The sequence below is a fragment of the Sphingomonas sp. SRI_018 genome, assembly GCF_057586275.1.
In genome coordinates, this window is sequence record NZ_JBYCZO010000001.1 from 610,369 (window position 1) to 626,461 (window position 16,093).

The 16,093-nt window shown below is 65.0% G+C and carries 19 protein-coding genes; 13 read left to right on the forward strand and 6 right to left on the reverse strand.

Features of this window, described 5'->3' with window-relative positions; genetic code table 11:
- Positions 1 to 16 precede the first annotated feature (16 nt).
- The 3 genes from AC2YHA_RS02755 to AC2YHA_RS02765 are packed head-to-tail and all read right to left on the reverse strand — an operon-like array spanning position 17 to position 1,906.
- Positions 17 to 352, reverse strand: coding sequence for a hypothetical protein (locus AC2YHA_RS02755; RefSeq protein WP_487400283.1), 336 nt, complete (start codon positions 350 to 352; stop codon positions 17 to 19).
- Positions 277 to 1,020, reverse strand: coding sequence for a L,D-transpeptidase family protein (locus tag AC2YHA_RS02760; protein WP_487400284.1), 744 nt, complete (start codon positions 1,018 to 1,020; stop codon positions 277 to 279). Before AC2YHA_RS02760 ends, AC2YHA_RS02755 begins: the two co-directional genes overlap by 76 nt.
- 58 nt (positions 1,021 to 1,078) lie before the next feature.
- A complete protein-coding gene (locus AC2YHA_RS02765) occupies positions 1,079 to 1,906 on the reverse strand; it encodes a transporter substrate-binding domain-containing protein (RefSeq protein WP_487400285.1) in 828 nt (275 codons plus the stop codon).
- A 247-nt stretch (positions 1,907 to 2,153) separates the two neighbouring features.
- Here AC2YHA_RS02765 and AC2YHA_RS02770 point away from each other — a divergent pair, with 247 nt between their 5' ends.
- From AC2YHA_RS02770 to AC2YHA_RS02785, 4 genes are read left to right on the forward strand one after another with little or no spacing between them, the layout of a single operon-like run.
- A complete protein-coding gene (locus AC2YHA_RS02770) occupies positions 2,154 to 2,699 on the forward strand; it encodes a DUF3011 domain-containing protein (RefSeq protein ID WP_487400286.1) in 546 nt (181 codons plus the stop codon).
- A 22-nt stretch (positions 2,700 to 2,721) separates the two neighbouring features.
- Positions 2,722 to 3,123, forward strand: coding sequence for a lysozyme inhibitor LprI family protein (locus tag AC2YHA_RS02775; RefSeq protein WP_233782984.1), 402 nt, complete (start codon positions 2,722 to 2,724; stop codon positions 3,121 to 3,123).
- A gap of 49 nt (positions 3,124 to 3,172) precedes the next feature.
- Positions 3,173 to 3,796 (forward strand): trimeric intracellular cation channel family protein, encoded by a 624-nt coding sequence (locus AC2YHA_RS02780; protein ID WP_487400287.1) that lies wholly within the window; start codon positions 3,173 to 3,175, stop codon positions 3,794 to 3,796.
- A 52-nt stretch (positions 3,797 to 3,848) separates the two neighbouring features.
- A complete protein-coding gene (locus tag AC2YHA_RS02785) occupies positions 3,849 to 4,343 on the forward strand; it encodes a hypothetical protein (RefSeq protein WP_487400288.1) in 495 nt (164 codons plus the stop codon).
- A 73-nt stretch (positions 4,344 to 4,416) separates the two neighbouring features.
- Here the strand turns inward: AC2YHA_RS02785 and AC2YHA_RS02790 are convergent, their stop codons facing one another.
- The 3 genes from AC2YHA_RS02790 to AC2YHA_RS02800 all read right to left on the reverse strand — a co-directional run bounded on the left by AC2YHA_RS02790 (position 4,417) and on the right by AC2YHA_RS02800 (position 6,151).
- Positions 4,417 to 4,692, reverse strand: a complete 276-nt coding sequence (locus AC2YHA_RS02790; RefSeq protein WP_487400289.1) for a hypothetical protein — start codon at positions 4,690 to 4,692, stop codon at positions 4,417 to 4,419.
- Between the two features lie 63 nt (positions 4,693 to 4,755).
- Positions 4,756 to 5,583, reverse strand: a complete 828-nt coding sequence (locus AC2YHA_RS02795; protein WP_487400290.1) for an outer membrane beta-barrel protein — start codon at positions 5,581 to 5,583, stop codon at positions 4,756 to 4,758.
- A gap of 202 nt (positions 5,584 to 5,785) precedes the next feature.
- Positions 5,786 to 6,151 carry a hypothetical protein gene (locus tag AC2YHA_RS02800; protein ID WP_233782979.1) on the reverse strand — a complete coding sequence of 122 codons (366 nt, stop codon included), beginning with the start codon at positions 6,149 to 6,151 and terminating at the stop codon, positions 5,786 to 5,788.
- Between the two features lie 237 nt (positions 6,152 to 6,388).
- Here AC2YHA_RS02800 and AC2YHA_RS02805 point away from each other — a divergent pair, with 237 nt between their 5' ends.
- The 9 genes from AC2YHA_RS02805 (at position 6,389) to AC2YHA_RS02845 (ending at position 16,068) form a co-directional block, all read left to right on the forward strand.
- Positions 6,389 to 6,634, forward strand: a complete 246-nt coding sequence (locus AC2YHA_RS02805) for an NADPH-dependent FMN reductase (protein WP_487400291.1) — start codon at positions 6,389 to 6,391, stop codon at positions 6,632 to 6,634.
- Positions 6,635 to 6,812: 178 nt separating this feature from the next.
- Positions 6,813 to 7,544, forward strand: coding sequence for a GntR family transcriptional regulator (locus AC2YHA_RS02810; RefSeq protein ID WP_487400292.1), 732 nt, complete (start codon positions 6,813 to 6,815; stop codon positions 7,542 to 7,544).
- A 186-nt stretch (positions 7,545 to 7,730) separates the two neighbouring features.
- Positions 7,731 to 9,062, forward strand: coding sequence for an amidohydrolase family protein (locus AC2YHA_RS02815; protein ID WP_487400293.1), 1,332 nt, complete (start codon positions 7,731 to 7,733; stop codon positions 9,060 to 9,062).
- Positions 9,059 to 10,381 carry an MFS transporter gene (locus tag AC2YHA_RS02820; protein WP_233782976.1) on the forward strand — a complete coding sequence of 441 codons (1,323 nt, stop codon included), beginning with the start codon at positions 9,059 to 9,061 and terminating at the stop codon, positions 10,379 to 10,381. Before AC2YHA_RS02815 ends, AC2YHA_RS02820 begins: the two co-directional genes overlap by 4 nt.
- On the forward strand, positions 10,378 to 11,121 hold the full coding sequence (locus tag AC2YHA_RS02825) for a gluconate 2-dehydrogenase subunit 3 family protein (protein WP_233782975.1): 744 nt from the start codon (positions 10,378 to 10,380) through the stop codon (positions 11,119 to 11,121). The genes AC2YHA_RS02820 and AC2YHA_RS02825 overlap by 4 nt, the downstream gene beginning before the upstream one ends.
- The gene (locus AC2YHA_RS02830) at positions 11,121 to 12,893 is read left to right on the forward strand and encodes a GMC family oxidoreductase (RefSeq protein WP_487400294.1); all 1,773 of its coding nucleotides are present in this window, start codon (positions 11,121 to 11,123) and stop codon (positions 12,891 to 12,893) included. Before AC2YHA_RS02825 ends, AC2YHA_RS02830 begins: the two co-directional genes overlap by 1 nt.
- Positions 12,894 to 12,932: 39 nt before the next feature.
- The gene (locus AC2YHA_RS02835) at positions 12,933 to 13,331 is read left to right on the forward strand and encodes a c-type cytochrome (RefSeq protein WP_487400295.1); all 399 of its coding nucleotides are present in this window, start codon (positions 12,933 to 12,935) and stop codon (positions 13,329 to 13,331) included.
- The gene (locus tag AC2YHA_RS02840; protein WP_487400296.1) at positions 13,328 to 14,563 is read left to right on the forward strand and encodes an iron-containing alcohol dehydrogenase; all 1,236 of its coding nucleotides are present in this window, start codon (positions 13,328 to 13,330) and stop codon (positions 14,561 to 14,563) included. Before AC2YHA_RS02835 ends, AC2YHA_RS02840 begins: the two co-directional genes overlap by 4 nt.
- Before the next feature lie 20 nt (positions 14,564 to 14,583).
- A complete protein-coding gene (locus tag AC2YHA_RS02845; protein ID WP_487400297.1) occupies positions 14,584 to 16,068 on the forward strand; it encodes an NAD-dependent succinate-semialdehyde dehydrogenase in 1,485 nt (494 codons plus the stop codon).
- Positions 16,069 to 16,093: the final 25 nt, after the last annotated feature.

The window sequence follows — 16,093 nt, forward strand, 5'->3', positions numbered from 1 at the left end:
GGGCGCGAACCTCCGGTCATTTGCTGGCGATCACTGTCATGGGGCCCGCGCGGCCTGTCGCCGAGAGCGAGAGGTCGGTGATGACGATGGTGGTTCCGGCCTCGATCGCCGGCAGCAGTTGCGCGAGAAATCCGTTCGGAACCGAAACCCGTCCGAGCGCGGCCGTGCCATCCGCGTCATCGGGTGCGGCGGACGGCAAGGTGACCTGGTGCCAGCGATAGCCGGCCTTGGCGAACTCATCCGGATCGGCCTTCTCGCCATTTCCCGCGACCAGCGTCAGCGCATGCGTGCCGAGGGGATCGGCGCCGCTGAGCTCGACCCGCGCCCAGCCGATCTCGACGCCGTTGCGCATGACGACCAGGCGGCGATCCGCGCCGCTGATAATGATGCTGAGCGGGCCGGCGGGGCTCGCTCGGCCGTCCATCCGGAGGCGGCGCCTTCCGCCGCGATCGCGCCGCTTCGCCCCCTGGGGTCGTAGGTAGCGAGCAGCGCGGATGCCGTCGGCGTGGCCGGCCGGATGGGCGTGTCGGTGATCACGACCGTCATGCCGGTGGTCGTGACGCCGAACAACTCCTTCGCGAAGGCGAGAGGGAGGTGGATGCAGCCGTGGGACGAGGGGTAGCCGGGCAGTCCGCCGGCATGCAGCGCCACGCCCGACCAGGTCAGGCGCTCGGTATAGGGCATGAGCGCCTTGTTGTAGATCGAGGAATGGTGGTTGGCGTCTTTCTGGAGGATCGTGAAGACGCCTGTCGGGGTCGTGAACCCGGGCCTTCCCGTCGAGACGTTCGTCGCGCCGATGCGAATGCCGTTGCGGTAGACCACCGCGAACTGCTCGGCGAGGTTGACCAGGATCACGACCGGCCCCTGCGGCGCCGCGTCGGGCTCCCAGACGAATTGGCCGGGCTTCAGGTCGAAGACGCGCACGCTCGCGGGCTCGGACGTCTTCGCTCCCTGCGCCCATGCCCCGACCGGCAACCAGAACGACAGCAGCAACAGCAACGCCGGTACGAACGGGTGCATCCACTATATTCCCGGAAAGGGAGCCTGAGCCTCGTACGCGGTCCGCGGCGGGCGCTATCTATCTGGCGGCCCGTTGCGGCTTCAAATCGCCCTCGGCGGTCCTCAGCCACTTGTGCCCGTCGAACCAATGGGTTCCCACATTGGCGATGAAGCCGTCGATCTGGCGCGCGGCGATCCAGTTGTTGGCGTAGGTGAGAAGGCGCATGTCGTCCGGACGGAAAGCGAAGGCTTCGCCGGTCCGTTCGAGCGGACCGCCGATCAGGCGCAGCTTCGCATCGTAGAGCGATGCCGCCATGCGCGGGACCGTCGAGGTGGCGACCATCGCCTGCGCCTCGCCGTCGACCAGCGCCGCCAGCGCCGCGGCCGCCGTCGGGTAGGAAACGACGCTCGCCTTGGGATAGGCGTTCCGCGCCGCCGCCTCGTCGGTGGATTTCGCCAGGACGGCGATCCTGAACGACGGTTTCTCCAGCGCGGCGGCGGGATCGGTGCCGAGTGCCTTGCGATCGGCGACGGTTGCGATCTCCTGCATGCCCGTCGGCGTCGAGAAGGCGACGCTGCGCGCGCGTTCGGGCGTGATCGCGATCCCGGCCGCGATCATGTCGACCTCACCCCTGGCGAGGCGCGGGACGAGATCGGCGAACGGCATCTCCACGAACTGCGCCTTGACGCCGAGATCCTCGGCAAAGGCCTCCACCAGATCGATGTCGTGGCCGGCGAAGCCGCCATCCGGCTTCTTGATGACCCAGGGAGCGTTGGGTGCGACGCCGACCTTCAGGACTTTGGCCGCGATCACACGCTGGAGACTGTCGTCGGCAGCAACGGCCGGAGACATCGGAGTTATCAGCGCGATCAGCAGCGCGAGCAACCAATGCGAATACGCACGCATAGTCATCCCCCTGTTAGTCGAACTGTAACATTAGAAATGGGCTGTTGTCACAACATGCGCATAGTGCCACAGTTTCGCCGCAAGTCGAATCATTTCCAACGGCTTAGTTGGGAGAATTGCGATGAAGCCAACGAACAGGGGTATCGGTCTTGGCGTTCTCGGCCTGGTTCTGGCGAGCGGAAGTCCGGAACGTCTCTCAATCGCGCCGACGCCGGCAACGGCCGCGACGAAGCTGGTATGTTCCAGCGTGAACTATGACTATTCCTATTGCCCCGTCGACACGCGCAACGGCGTGAGGCTGCTCCAGACGCTATCGCGGTCGCCCTGCATCAGAGGGCAGACCTGGGGCACCGATCCTCGCGGAATCTGGGTCGATCGTGGCTGTTCGGCGCAATTCTCGGTCAGTTCGGGCGGCGACGCCGGCTCCGTCGTCGGCGCGGCGATCATCGGCGGCATCGTCGGCGCGCTGCTCGGCGGCAGCTCGCACGGGAGCAGCGATTCCGATTATCACCACCACCATCATCGTTATGATGATCCGTCCCCTCCGCCTTATGACCGCTACGGCAACGCCAATTACGACAGGAAGGGGCGCTACGTCGGTTGCCACGGCCTCGGCTGCATGGTCGACAATCCCGACGACCATTCGCAGGACATCGATCCCACGCCGCAGTTCGACAAGGACGGCAATCCCAATTTCGACACGCACGGGAATTATATCGGCGCCCATGGCTTGGGATCGTTGGTCGATAATCCCGATGCCCCCTCGTCCGACGGCAGCAACCCGAATCAATGACGCGCGGCAGGAGGGATGGCGTATGAAGATTTTCGTGACGGCAGCCGCGCTTGCGACCTGCGCCCTGCTTCTTCCCATGAACTCCGCGCGAGCGGATGATCTCTACGACAAATGCGTCAATGCGGCGAGCGACAACGCGTCCTGGAGCCAGTGCGGAAGTGACTATGTCAAGCGCGAGGACGCCAAGCTCAATGCGGCCTGGAAGCAGGTGTATGGCCGGACCAACGGACAGACCAAGACGGATCTGCTTGCCGAGCAACGTGCCTGGATCGCGTTCAGGGAAGCGGCGTGCAAATTCTATGCGAACGGCGATTTCGGGCGTGAGGGCCAGGTTCTGAGCTATCCCGCCTGTGTCGCGAGAGTGATCTCCGATCGCACCAATGCGCTGGTCGAGTTGGGGAAGGAATTCAGCCAGGGGCGGTAACCGGCCGCTCGACTATCTTCGCTTCAATCGGAACCCGGCATAGGCACCTATGACCAGCATATCCGGTACCGCGGCGATCGTCCGCGTTGCCGATCTCGCAGGAACCTTCGTCTTCGCGGTCGAGGGCGCGCTGATCGCGATCGGTGCGGGCTTCGATCCGGTGGGGATCGTCACGCTCGCCTTTGCGACCGCACTCGGCGGCGGCGTCATCCGCGATCTCCTGATCGGCATCCGCCCCGCCGCCGTCGCCGACTGGCGATACGGGATGATCGTGCCGGGTGCGGCGATCGCCACGATCGTCCTTCATCCGCTCGCCGGGACGCTGCCGACGTGGATCATGATCGTGCTCGATGCCGCGGGGCTGGGATTGTTCGCGGTTGCCGGCACAGAGAAGGCGCTCGACCACGGCGTGCACCCGCTGCCGGCGGCTTTCCTGGGCACCGTCGGCGGCGTGGGCGGCGGCGCGATACGGGATATTCTGCTCAACGCCGTGCCCCGGATCCTGCATGTGGACATCTATGCCAGCGCGGCGTTCCTCGCGGCCGTGATCGTCGTGCTGGGCAGGTCGGCCGGGGCGAATGCCCGCATCGTCGCGCTACTTGCGGGATCGGCCTGCTTCCTGCTCCGCGTCGTGGCCGTCGCGCTGGCGTGGCAACTGCCTCGTTTCACTTGACGGCAGGAAAGGAGCGGAGGTTGCCATGGCAACAGCGAAGGGAGCGTCGAACATGCATGCAACCCGGCCGATCGTCCTGCTCGCCGCGCTGCTGCTGGCCGGATTCGGCCAGAGCCCATCCATGTCCGCGGCCAGCGCGGCCGATCTCAAGGTCCGCGTGACGGTGTCGCGCGCGGCGCAGGCGAAGCTGAGCGCCGGTAGGGAACTGATCCTGGTGGACGCCGCCTTCTACGGGGACCCGGCGCCGGCGGCACGGCGGCATGCCGACGAGAGCGGTCGCGTGCCGTTGCTCAACCGGATCAGGACATTGCCGGCCACAGGCGGCATCGCCACGTTCCCGCTCGGCGAGATTCCTCGTGCAAGGAGGCGGTGGATAAGGGGACCGATCAAGGTCAACGTGAACGTCTATTCGGCGCGCAGGAGCAGCCCGGACAATATCCTGGCATGCGACTTCATGGACGGCCCGCTGCCCGCGCCTTCGCGCATGCCGGTTGAGCTGCGCTGCTCATTGATTGCCGAAGGGACGAAGACGCGCTTCGTTTCCTGACGAGGCAAGCCCGTTCTCCGGCTTGCCTCGTCTGTCCGGACGACGGGCATGGCGTGTGCCTTGCCCGCGCGCATCATTTCGCCTTGCGATAGCCCTTGGCCTTCATGCATTTCTTGATGAGGCTGGCCTGCTCCATTCCGGCCACGATACCCGAGCTCACGCCGCTGCTGACGGCCTCGGATGTGCTCTTCGGTCGATCGTTCGTTCCAATCGTGGCGGTGGCGGCCGCTGCCTCATATTTGCATTGGGCGAGGTCCTTCTCCATGTCGTTAAGGTCGTCACCGTCCTGGACCCATTTCGGCCGCTCCTGCGCCGGCAGGGCCGCGGCCCCGGCGATGATACCGAGCAAGCAGGCTGCCTTGAATGATTTAAGCAACATAGGTCATCTCCTCGCTGTTAAATCGCTTTCACTTCAGAAGCCTAGCTCCACGAACACGGCAGGACCGTGGAAGCGGTAGTTCACCTTGCCATCCCAGTCGTCCGCCTGCGCGCGCAACCCGTAATCGACATAGCGATAGCGCGCGCCGATACCCAGGTTGCGAACGACGCGCGCGGATATGCCGGCGGAAACGTCGAAGATATTGCCCTTATAATCTCCCACTTTGATCTTGAACCAATTGGCGCCGGCGTTCAGCGAAAAGGTCCTGGAAAGATCGACATTGGCATAGAGCCCGAGATTGGGCATCGGTACGGTCTTGTCCTTCTGCTCGCGCTTGACCGCCACAAGCAGGCTATCGACGATCGCATCCCCTTCAATGAACATCTTGAATTTCGTTATGTGGGCGCCAATTCGCGCACCAAGCTCGAAATCTTTCGATTTTACAAAGGAGTATCCCAGCGCGGCGCGATAGATGTCGCTCCGGAAGGCGCTATCGACGACTCCGGTCGCTGGATAGGTGGTTTCCTCCCAACGAATATCCTGTTCGAGCGTCACTTCTGCAGCCCGCTTGAGAGAGAAATACCCTCCCTCGAGCCGAAGATGATTGGTGATCCGAACGCCGCCTTCCACGTTGACGACAGTCTTATGTTCCGGAAGATCGAGATCGGTTTCAAAGTCGAAATCAGTACCGTCGATCGGAGAACCGGGAATATCGACGCGCGCATCGGAGTCGAAGGAAGGCCGAAAGGCACCAGCCTGAAGCCAGATCTTGTCATCTACACGTTGAGCGTGTGCAGCTGTGCCGGATGCGATATAGGCAACGGCCGAAAGGATGATGGAGTACAATCGGCGAAGACGCATGATCGATCCCCCTTTTTGCTATCCTTCAAATAACGAATGCTGTATCATTCCAGCTTTGTAGCAATGGTGAGCGATAGTTCCGCCGAATAGAACAAGTTATAATCTAATAATATAGACTAACGCCAACATTCAGTTTGCGGTCTTTGGTGATGGTCTGTCGATCTCTATAGTTATCGTTAGGATTGGAGGCTGATTCCTAGCCTTAATCAGGCGCCATTTGGCAATTGGGGCCAACCCATTTTCCCGTCGATATGTCGAGCTCATTCTCCATCATACCGGCAGTGCATACCGGGTAACGATCATCGCCACGCCGAGCCATGCTGCGATCCCGATATCGACGGACAAGTGTCTCGTGATCGGGCGGCTGGCGCCGCTCCTGACTGAGCGAAAACTGCATCACGCAATTTGCAAAGGCATCGGTGCCTTCTCTAAAGCCGAAGTTTGCACACCGCTCCTTGTTTTTCGCGTCCATTTTCTCCGTATTGTCTTGAGCGGCACGCGCCTCGCTCGGTATCCACCCGAATGATCCAACGATTATAAAGGCCGATATAAAGGACACAGCACGCATCGGTGTTTCCTTTATCGAAGAGGATCTTGCCACCGTTACATGCCATGAAGGACTTCTTTTTGCAAGAAGATGTGTAGTTCGTACTCGTGCTTCAGGGACTTCAACGCGATTCGGTGCGTGCCCATTCAGGTCGACCTTCAACGACTTCGGTCGGAATTCGTCAGAACTGCTTTTCACCGATGCCGGCCGCTTGTTTATCCGACACGCTTCTTCGACGAGTTGGCATCGACCGCCTAGGTGCTCTCGCAAGCTGAGGCGGTCCAGCGACGGCAGCGCAAGGTGGTGGAATTCGACGGCTACATCTTGGTCACGGCCGAATACAACCGCGGCGTGCTGGCGGTGCTCAGGAACGCGCTCGACTATGCCTATCCCGGGCGGGATTATCTTGTAGATGCCGCCCTGGATCGACCGAAGCGCGGCAATAGGCGGCGGCGACCGGGGAGGGCGATAGCGGCGGTCCCGTTTGTTATGGCGACAGCGTGATCGGCGGCTTCCTGACATCTCGACGTAACCCGACTGCTCGGGTGCCGGTGATGTTCACCTTTCGCCGACGATTTGAGCGCTGGACAAGACATCTCCTCCCCTCATCGCCCAGGGTGCAATGCGTCATCGCCAACTAGGCGATAATATCCTATATTACTCGCATCCGAGCATATAAGTCATGGCTATGTCCGATCTGCAGAACACGTCTCAAGTTTCCAATGCCATCGCTCCCACGGCGCGCGCCGCTTCTGCGCCGACGCTGGTGGAGCACGCCTATCAGCATCTTCTCTCGATGCTGATGTCGGTGAAGATCGCGCCGGGGGAGCGCATTCCGATCGACACGGTCGCGCGACAGCTGGGCATGTCGCAGACACCGATTCGCGAGGCGCTGAGTCAGCTGGAGGCGGAGAAGCTCGTCTACAAGACCACCAATGTCGGCTACCGCGCCAGTCCGCAGATGACGCCGGAGGAGGTGCACGACCTCTATACGCTTCGATTGCTGATCGAGCCCTATGCCGCCGCGCGTGCGGCCGAGCGTATGGACGATGAGGCGCTGTCGATCCTCCAGTCGATCCAGGCCGAGATGGACGCGGTGGTCGAGCGCGACGAGCAGGCCTATGCCCGGTTCGCCGAGGCGGATGCGCAACTCCATCGGCTGATCGCGAAGGGCAGCGGAAACCGGCTGATCGAGGAAACGATCGAGCGGCTGCACGCGCATCTCCAGATATTTCGATCGCTCTACCAGAATAGCGCGCAGCCCAACGCGCCCGACGTGGCGGCGCGGGAGCATCAGCGCATCATCGCCGCCCTGCTGGCGCATGATCCTGCCGCGGCCGAACAGTCGGTGCGCGACCATCTGACCTGTTCGCAGCAGCGGATGGACAGGGCGAACGGCACCTCCCGCGGCTGAGCGCACGGCCGGGCGAAGGCGGCGCAACAGGATCGACGGAGTTTCCGGAAAGCGGCTTGACGCGCCAACCGCAACCACCTACCACAACCGAAACCAGATCATATAGGATATGAAATCGGTCTGGAGAGGATGGCTATGTGGTCTGCTAAGAAAGCCGGACTTTCGGTTCTCAGCCTGGCAGCGGCAATGTTCGCCGGACTTCCGGGGACGGCGGCCGCGCAAACGACGGTGCTGCGCGATTTCACGCTGATCGACGGGACCGGAAGTGCGCCGGCGGCGAACCAGGCAATCATTGTCACCGATGGCCGGATCACCTGGGTCGGGCCTTCCGCGAAGGTGAAGGTGCCTGCCGGGGCGGAGGTCGAAACGCTGAAGGGCAAGTATTTGATGCCCGGCCTGATCGACAGCCATGTTCATCTGGGGCTGGTCGACGGTATCACCCAGAACCTCAAGTACCAGACGCCCGAGAATATCGAGAAGCAGCTCAGGACATACGCCGCCTACGGCGTCACCACCGTCCAGACACTCGGCACCGAGCAGGACCTGATCTTCCCGATCCAGCAGCTGCGCAAGGGGCGCACGACGATGGCGCGGGTCTATACCGTCGGGCAGGGCGTGGTCTTCAAGGGCAGCTATGGCGGGGTTCCCGGCCTCGAACAGTCGGTCGCCACGCCGGAAGAGGCGCGGGCGATGGTGGACGCGCAGGCGTCCAAGGGCGCCGACCTCATCAAGCTTTGGGTCGACGACGAGTTCGGCATGCTGGATGAGCGGATGCCGCCGCGGATCAGCAGCGCAGTGATCGACGAAGCGCACAAGGACGGAAGGAAGGCCGTCGCCCACATCTTCTACTATGACAATGCCGCCGAACTGACACGGGAGGGCGTGGACGCCTTCGCCCATTCCGTGCGGGACCGCGCCGTCGACGACGCCCTGCTGGGCCAGATGAAGACGAAGGGCGTCTGGCAGATGGCCGCGACGCTCAGCCGCGAGGCGTCTTTCACCTATAAGACGCTGCCTTTCCTCGACGACCCCTTCTTCACGCGCGGGGTGACGCCAGAGGTGCAGAAGGAGCTCGCAAGCCCGGAGCGGGCGGCAAAGCTGGGCGCGGCGCCGAACTTCCCCAAATATGCGCCGGCCCTCAAGACCGCGATGGAGAATTTCGGACGCGAGGTGAAGGCCGGCATCCGCTACGGCATGGGCACCGATAGCGGACCCACGGCGCGCTTCCCCGGCTATTTCGCGCATTGGGAGCTCGAGCTGATGGTCAAGGCGGGGGTGACGCCGCTGCAGGCGCTCACCGCGGCCACCGGCGCCAATGCGGAATTCATGGGCGCCAGCGACATCGGCTCGATCGCGCCGGGCAAATGGGCCGACCTGCTGGTGCTGGATCGTGATCCAACCGCGGACATCCGCAACACGCGCGCCATCGATGCCGTCTACATCGCCGGGACCAAGGTGCCGACGATCTGGCAGACCTGCACCGGCCGCGCCGCCGGTGCTTGCGGAGGGCGTCCGTGACGAGCGAGGCAGCGGTCGCGGAGCAGCGTGACACCGCGGCCGCCGCCGGTGCGGCGCGTCCCACGCGCGCGCGCCACGTCGTGCTCTGGCTGACGGTGCTGGCTTATCTCATCACCTATATGGACCGCGTCGTGATCGCGACGGCCGCGCCGGTGATCGAGCGCGAGTATGGCTTCTCGCCGGTGACGATGGGCTGGATCTTCGCGTCCTTCTCCATCGCCTATGCGCTGTTCCAGATTCCCGGCGGCTGGCTGGGCGACAGGTTCGGGCCGCGCCGTGCGCTGACCGGCGTGGTGCTCTGGTGGTCCACCTTCACCGCCGCCACGGCGCTGACCTGGTCGGCGGGATCGATGATGGTGTGCCGCTTCCTGTTCGGCATGGGCGAGGCGGGCGCGTTCCCGATCGCCACCAGGTCGCTGTCGCGCTGGATGCTGCCGTCGGAACGCGGCTGGGCGCAGGGGGTGACCCATGCCGGCGCGCGGCTGGGCGGGGCGGTGACACCGGTGTTCGTCGCGCTCCTCATCGTACAGTTCGGCTGGCGGATGCCGTTCCTGGTCTTTGCCCTCGTCGGCATTGCCTGGGCGCTCTTGTGGTTCTTCTACTATCGCGACACGCCGCGCGAGCATCCTTCCGTCAACGCCGCCGAGCTGGAGATGATCGAGGGCGCACTGGGGGCCGGCCGTGCTCGGGTCAGCGTGCCGTGGCGCCACCTGCTCGCCAATCCGCAGCTCTGGGTGCTGTCGGCGATGTACTTCTGCTACGCCTATTGCATCAACATCTTCCTGACCTGGTTTCCCAAGTACCTGCACGACGCGCGCGGGTTCGACATCGCGCTGATGGGGCTGTTCGCCAGCCTGCCGCTCATGGCCGGTGTGATCGGCGACCTCACGGGCGGCTGGGCATCCGACCTGCTGGTCAAGCGCGGCGCCGGACTGAAGATGGCCCGCCGGGCCGTGGCGATCGTCGGCTTCCTGACGGCGGCGGCGATGATCCCGCTGGCCGCGGCGATCGCCGATCCGGTGCCGAGCATCCTGTGCTTCTGCGTCGCGCTGTTCGGGTTGGAGCTGACCGTCGGCGTGTCCTGGGCGGTGACGCTCGACATCGGCGGCGAATATGCGGGCTCGGTGTCAGCGGTCATGAACACGCTCGGCAATACGGGCGCGGCGGTCGCCGCCGCGGTGACGGGCTATATTGTCAGCATGAGCGGCTGGTTCGCCGCCTTCGCAGTGCTGTCGATATTGTGCCTGATCGCGGCGCTGCTGTTCCTGCGCATCGACGCCTCGCGCAAGCTCCGCGATGGGCAGGAGGCGCTGGCATGAGCGGGAAGCCGACCGCGGACCGCCGCACGCTGCTGAAGCTGGCCGGCTTCGGCGTGGGCATGGCAGCGGCGCCCTTTGCCGAGGCGCAGGAGACGCACGCCGGGCATGACATGCCGGCGCAGGGCACCAGCGGAGCGCCGCCTGCAGGCGCGGCGCCGTCCCCGGGTTACATCTTCCTCAATCCCGATGAGGCCGCCTTCGTCGAAGCCTTCGTCGACACGCTGATCCCGCAGGACGAGTTCACTGCCAGGGGCACGGAGCTGGGCGTCGCGCTGTTCGTCGACCGGCAGCTCTACAGCGCCTGGGGCAATGGCGAGCGCATGTACCTGCAGGGGCCTTTCCGCGAGGGAACACCGGAGCAGGGATATCAGCTGCGCCTGACACCCAACCAGCTCGTCCGCGCAGGCATCGCCGACGTGAACGACCATGTCCGCGCTACCCATGGCGGCAGCACTTTCGACATGCTGGAGGAGGCGGACCGGATCAAGCTGGTGTCGGCGCTCGAGCAGGCGGCGATCGACCTGCCAACCGTGCCGACGCGCAACTTCTTCAACACGCTGTTCCAGCTAGTCATGGACGGCTTCTTCGCCGACCCGATCTACGGCGGCAACCGGGGCAAGGCATCCTGGAAGCTGCTCGGCTACCCGGGCGTGGGCGAGATGTATGCCGACAAGATCGCCGAATGGCGCAATCGCCCCTACCGGGTCGCCGAGCCCCAATCGATCCAGGACCTGACGTGATGGCGACGAAGCTTCCGCCGGTGGACGTCGTGATCGTCGGTTCGGGCTGGACCGGTGGCATCGTCGCCAAGGAACTGGCGCCGACCGGCCTCAAGGTCGTGATGTTCGAGCGCGGCCGGCCGCAGGACACCTATCCGGATTTCGCGGGTCCCCAGGCGCACGACGCCCTCAAGTACACGCGCCGCCTGCACATGGTGCAGGACCTTTCGCAGGAGACCATCACCTTCCGCAACAGCATGGACCAGGTCGCGCTGCCGATCCGCGAGCACGGCTTCTACTGGCCCGGCACCAATGTCGGCGGCTCGGGCGCGCACTGGTCGGGGCTGACCTGGCGCTGGCTGGAGTGGGAGCACAAGATGCGCTCCGGCACCATCGCCAAATATGGGAAGGGCATCGTTCCGGAGGACATGAACCTCCAGGACTGGCCGGTCTCCTATGACGAGCTGGAGCCCTATTACGACAAGTTCGAGAAGGTGTGCGGCATCTCCGGCAAGGCCGGGAACATCAAGGGGCGGAAGGTGCCGGGCGGCAATCCGTTCGAGGCGCCGCGCCAGAACGAATATCCTACGCCGCCGATGACCGCGTCGCACATGATGACGCTGTTCGACAAGGCGACGAGCAACCTTGGCTATCATCCATTCCCGATCCCGACGGCGAACTGCTCGCAGGATTATGTGAACCCGGACGGCATCCCGCTCGGCCAATGCCATTATTGCGGACACTGCACCGCCTATGGTTGCGAGGCGAATGCGAAGGCGAGCCCGCATTTCTTGATGTTGCCGCTGGCGCGCAAGAACACGAATTTCGAGCTGCGCGCCAATGCGACGGTGGTGAAGGTCAACCTTGCCGCGGACGGCAAGCGGGCGACCGGCGTCACCTATGTCGATGCGCGCGGGCGCGAGCTGGAGCAGCCCGCCGACCTCGTGATCCTGGGCGCCTTCGTCACCGGCAACGTCCACCTCATGCTGCATTCCGGCATCGGCAAGCCCTATGATCCCAAGACGAATACCGGCGTCGTCGGCCGCAACTACGCGTTCCAGGGCGGGGGCGGGGCGTTCATCCTGCTGGACAAGGACGTGTTCACCAATCCCTTCATGGGATCGGGGGCGCTCGGCAGCTGGATCGACGACTTCAACGGCGACAATTACGATTTCGCCAGGGCCGGCTACATCGGCGGCGGCGGCATCAGCCTCGGCAACAACAGCGGCGATCCGCTGACCTACCATCCGACCATGCCCGGCCAGCCGCGCTGGGGCAGGGGATGGAAGAAGGCGATGGTCGACGCCTATCAGCACGTCTCGGCGATCGGCCACCAGGGTGCGGTGATGAGCTATCGCCAGAATTACTTCGATCTCGATCCGACCTATCGCGACGCCTTCGGCCGGCCCCTGCTGCGCCTGACCTTCGACTGGCAGGAGAACGAGCGCAAGCTGATGGCCGCGCACACCGCGGTCTGCGAACGGATCGCGGCGGAGATCACTGGGCGGAAGCAAGAGAGCGCCGGCACGCCGCGCAGCTTCGGCCATTTCAACAGCGCCCGCTACCAGACCACCCACAACACGGGCGGCGTGGTGTTCGGCGACGATCCGAACACGAGCGCTCTCAACAAATATTGCCAGTCGTGGGACGTGCCGAACGTTTTCGTGCTCGGCGCCTGCGTGTTCCCGCAGAACGCGGGCCGCAATCCGACCGGGCCGGTCGGCGCGCTCGCCTTCTGGGCGGCCGACGCCATCACGAAGAAATATCTGAAGCGCCCAGGCGCCTTGGTGTGAACTGGGCGCGCGAGACGCGCTCGATAGGAGGTTGTGTACGTGAAGACCTGGATATTGGCTGTCGGCATGGGGGCCGTGATGGCCGGGGCGGCGATCGCGGCGCCGGCCCCGAAGGGGGATCCCGCTCGCGGGCAGCAGCTTTTCACGCGCTGCGCGGCTTGTCACAAGGTCGGCCCGAACCCCGCCCGTTCGATCGGTCCGGCGCTGAACGGCGTGATCGGACGCGCGGCGGGCAGCGAGGCGGGCTATCGCTATTCGCCGGCGATGAAGGCGTCCGGCATCACATGGGACGAAGCCAGCATCGACAGGCTGCTCCAGGGGCCGTCCAAGCTGGTGCCCGGCACGAAGATGATCTTCCCCGGCATGGCCGCGCCGCAGGATCGCGCGGACGTGATCGCCTATCTGAAACAATATGGCGCGGACGGTAGCAGGAAGTGAGCGAGCTCCCTCCCATCTTCGGCGCCCTTCGCCTGCCACGCTCGATCCTGTTCGGGCGCGGGCAGCGCCATGCGCTCGGCTCCGCCGCCGGCAAGTGCGGCAGGCGCGCCCTGGTCTGCACCGATGCGCGGCAAGGCGCTCAGCCCGAATTCCATGCGATGGTCGCCGATCTGCGCGCCCATGGCCTGGAGGTCCATGTCTTCGACCGGACGATCCCGGACCTGCCGATCGCGTCGATCACGGCCTGCGTCGAGGAAGTGCGCGGCTTCGCGCCCGATCTGGTGATCGGCATCGGCGGCGGCAGTTCCATGGACATGGCCAAGGCGGTCGCCGTCCTGCTCACCCATGGGGGCGACATCCGCTCCTATTATGGCGAGTTCGCGGTGCCGGGTCCGGTCATGCCGCTGATCGCGATGCCGACGACGGCCGGCACCGGATCGGAGGTGACGCCGGTTGCGGTGGTATCCGACGAAGAGCGCGGCGCGAAGGTCGGCATCGCCAGCCCCTATCTCATCCCTCTGATCGCGATCTGCGATCCGGAGCTGACCGTCAGCTGCCCGCCGGCCCTGACCGCCTGTTCGGGGGCCGACGCGCTGACCCATGCGGTGGAGGCTTATACGACGCTGGCACGCCCCGCCGATCCCATGCTGACGGAGCAGCATGTGTTCGTCGGCAAGAACGTGCTCTCCGACCATTTCGCGCGGCTTGCCGTCGCCAAGATCTTCCTGTTCCTCGAACGGGCCTATCGCGACGGCAACGACATCGAGGCGCGGGAAGGGCTGATGCTGGCCGCGCTGGCGGCGGGCTGCGCCTTTGGCACGGCGGGTACGGCGGCGGCGCATGCGCTGCAATATCCGGTCGGCAACCTCACGCATACCGCGCACGGGGACGGGGTGGCGACGCTGCTGCCGTTCGTCATGCAGTTCAACCAGCCCTATTGCATCCGTAGCTTCGCCGAGCTGGCGCGGACGGCCGATCTGCCCGACGCGCCGGAGGATGAGATGTCGCAGGCCTTCATCGACGCGGTCGCAGACCTGCTCGGCCGCGTCGGCATTCCCCGCTCGCTCGCCGCGCTGGGCCTGAAGGCCGATCAGCAGGAGTTCGTCGCGGAAAACGCGTTGGACGCGGCCCGGCTGGTCAAGAACAATCCCCGTCCCCTCGATCTCTCGGCGATGCAGAGCATCACCCGCGCGGCCTTCTCGGGCGAGCGGGCGGCGCTGAAATCCGCCTGATCCCCGGAACAAGAGCTCCCATGACGACCAACAGCTTCACCTGCACAACCACTGACGGCCATGCCGGCCCATTTGCCATTCCCACCGACCTGCTGATCGGCGACGAATGGGTTCCCGCCGCCAGTGGGCAACGCATCGACATCCTCAATCCGGCGACGGAGACGGTGCTGACCTCGGTCGCCGACGCGAACCCCGCGGAGGGTATCGCCGCCGTGGATGCCGCCGCCGCCGCCGCGCCGCAATGGGCGGCGACCCCGCCGCGCAGGCGGGCCGAGATCCTGACGGCCTGCTTCCATACGATGATGGCCGAGCAGGAATGGCTGGCGCAGCTGATCACGCTCGAGAATGGGAAGGCGCTGTCCGATGCGCGCGGTGAGGTGGCCTATGCCGCCGAATTCTTCCGCTGGTATGCGGAGGAGGCGGTGCGCATCAACGGCGAGCTGGCCGTGTCGCCGTCCGGCGCCAACCGCATCATGGTGCAGTATCAGCCGATCGGCATCGCGCTGCTCGTCACGCCGTGGAACTTCCCCGCCGCAATGGCGACGCGCAAGATCGCTCCGGCGCTGGCGGCGGGCTGCACCTGCATCCTCAAGCCGGCCGAGGAAACGCCACTGACCGCGCTCGCCGTCGCGGAGATCATGCGCCGGGCAGGCGTGCCGGCCGGCGTCGTCAACGTCGTCAACACCAGCGATCCGGGGCCGCTCTGCAGCGGGATCCTGCACGACCCGCGCGTGCGTAAGCTGTCCTTCACCGGCTCCACCGGGGTCGGGCGCATCCTGCTGCGCGAGGCGGCGGATCAGGTGATCAGCGCGTCGATGGAGCTGGGCGGCAACGCGCCTTTCCTGGTCCTCGACGACGCGGACCTCGATGAGGCGATCGAGGGCGCGATGGTTGCCAAGATGCGCAACGCCGGCGAGGCGTGCACGGCCGCCAACCGCTTCTACGTCCAGCGCGGCATTCATGACGCCTTCGTCGCGAAGCTGGTCGAGCGCATGGGCGCGATGACGATGGGCCCCGGCATCGAGGCTGCGACGCAGTGCGGGGCGATGATCAACCGGCAGGCGATCGAGAAAATCGAGCATCTGGTCGCCGATGCCGTCGGCCGCGGAGCCGAGGTGAAACTGGGCGGCAAGGCGCCGGCGGGCACGGGCTTCTTCTATCCGCCGTCCGTGATCGCGAACGTCCAGCCAGGTTCGGAAATCCTGACGACGGAGGTATTCGGCCCGGTGGCGGCGGTGATCCCCTTCGATGATGCGGAGGAGGCCGTGGCGCTCGCCAATGCCACCGAATATGGCCTCGCCGCCTATGTCTACACCGATGATCTGAAGCGCGGCCTGCAGATCGCCGAGCGCATCGAGGCCGGCATGGTGGCGATCAATCGCGGCCTCGTGTCCGATGCGGCCGCACCCTTCGGCGGCGTCAAGCAGAGCGGGCTCGGGCGGGAGGGCGCGCATCACGGCCTGCTCGAATTTTGCGAGGCGAAATATATCGCGGTGAGCTGGTGACCCGCGAAGGTCCGTAGCGCCGCAG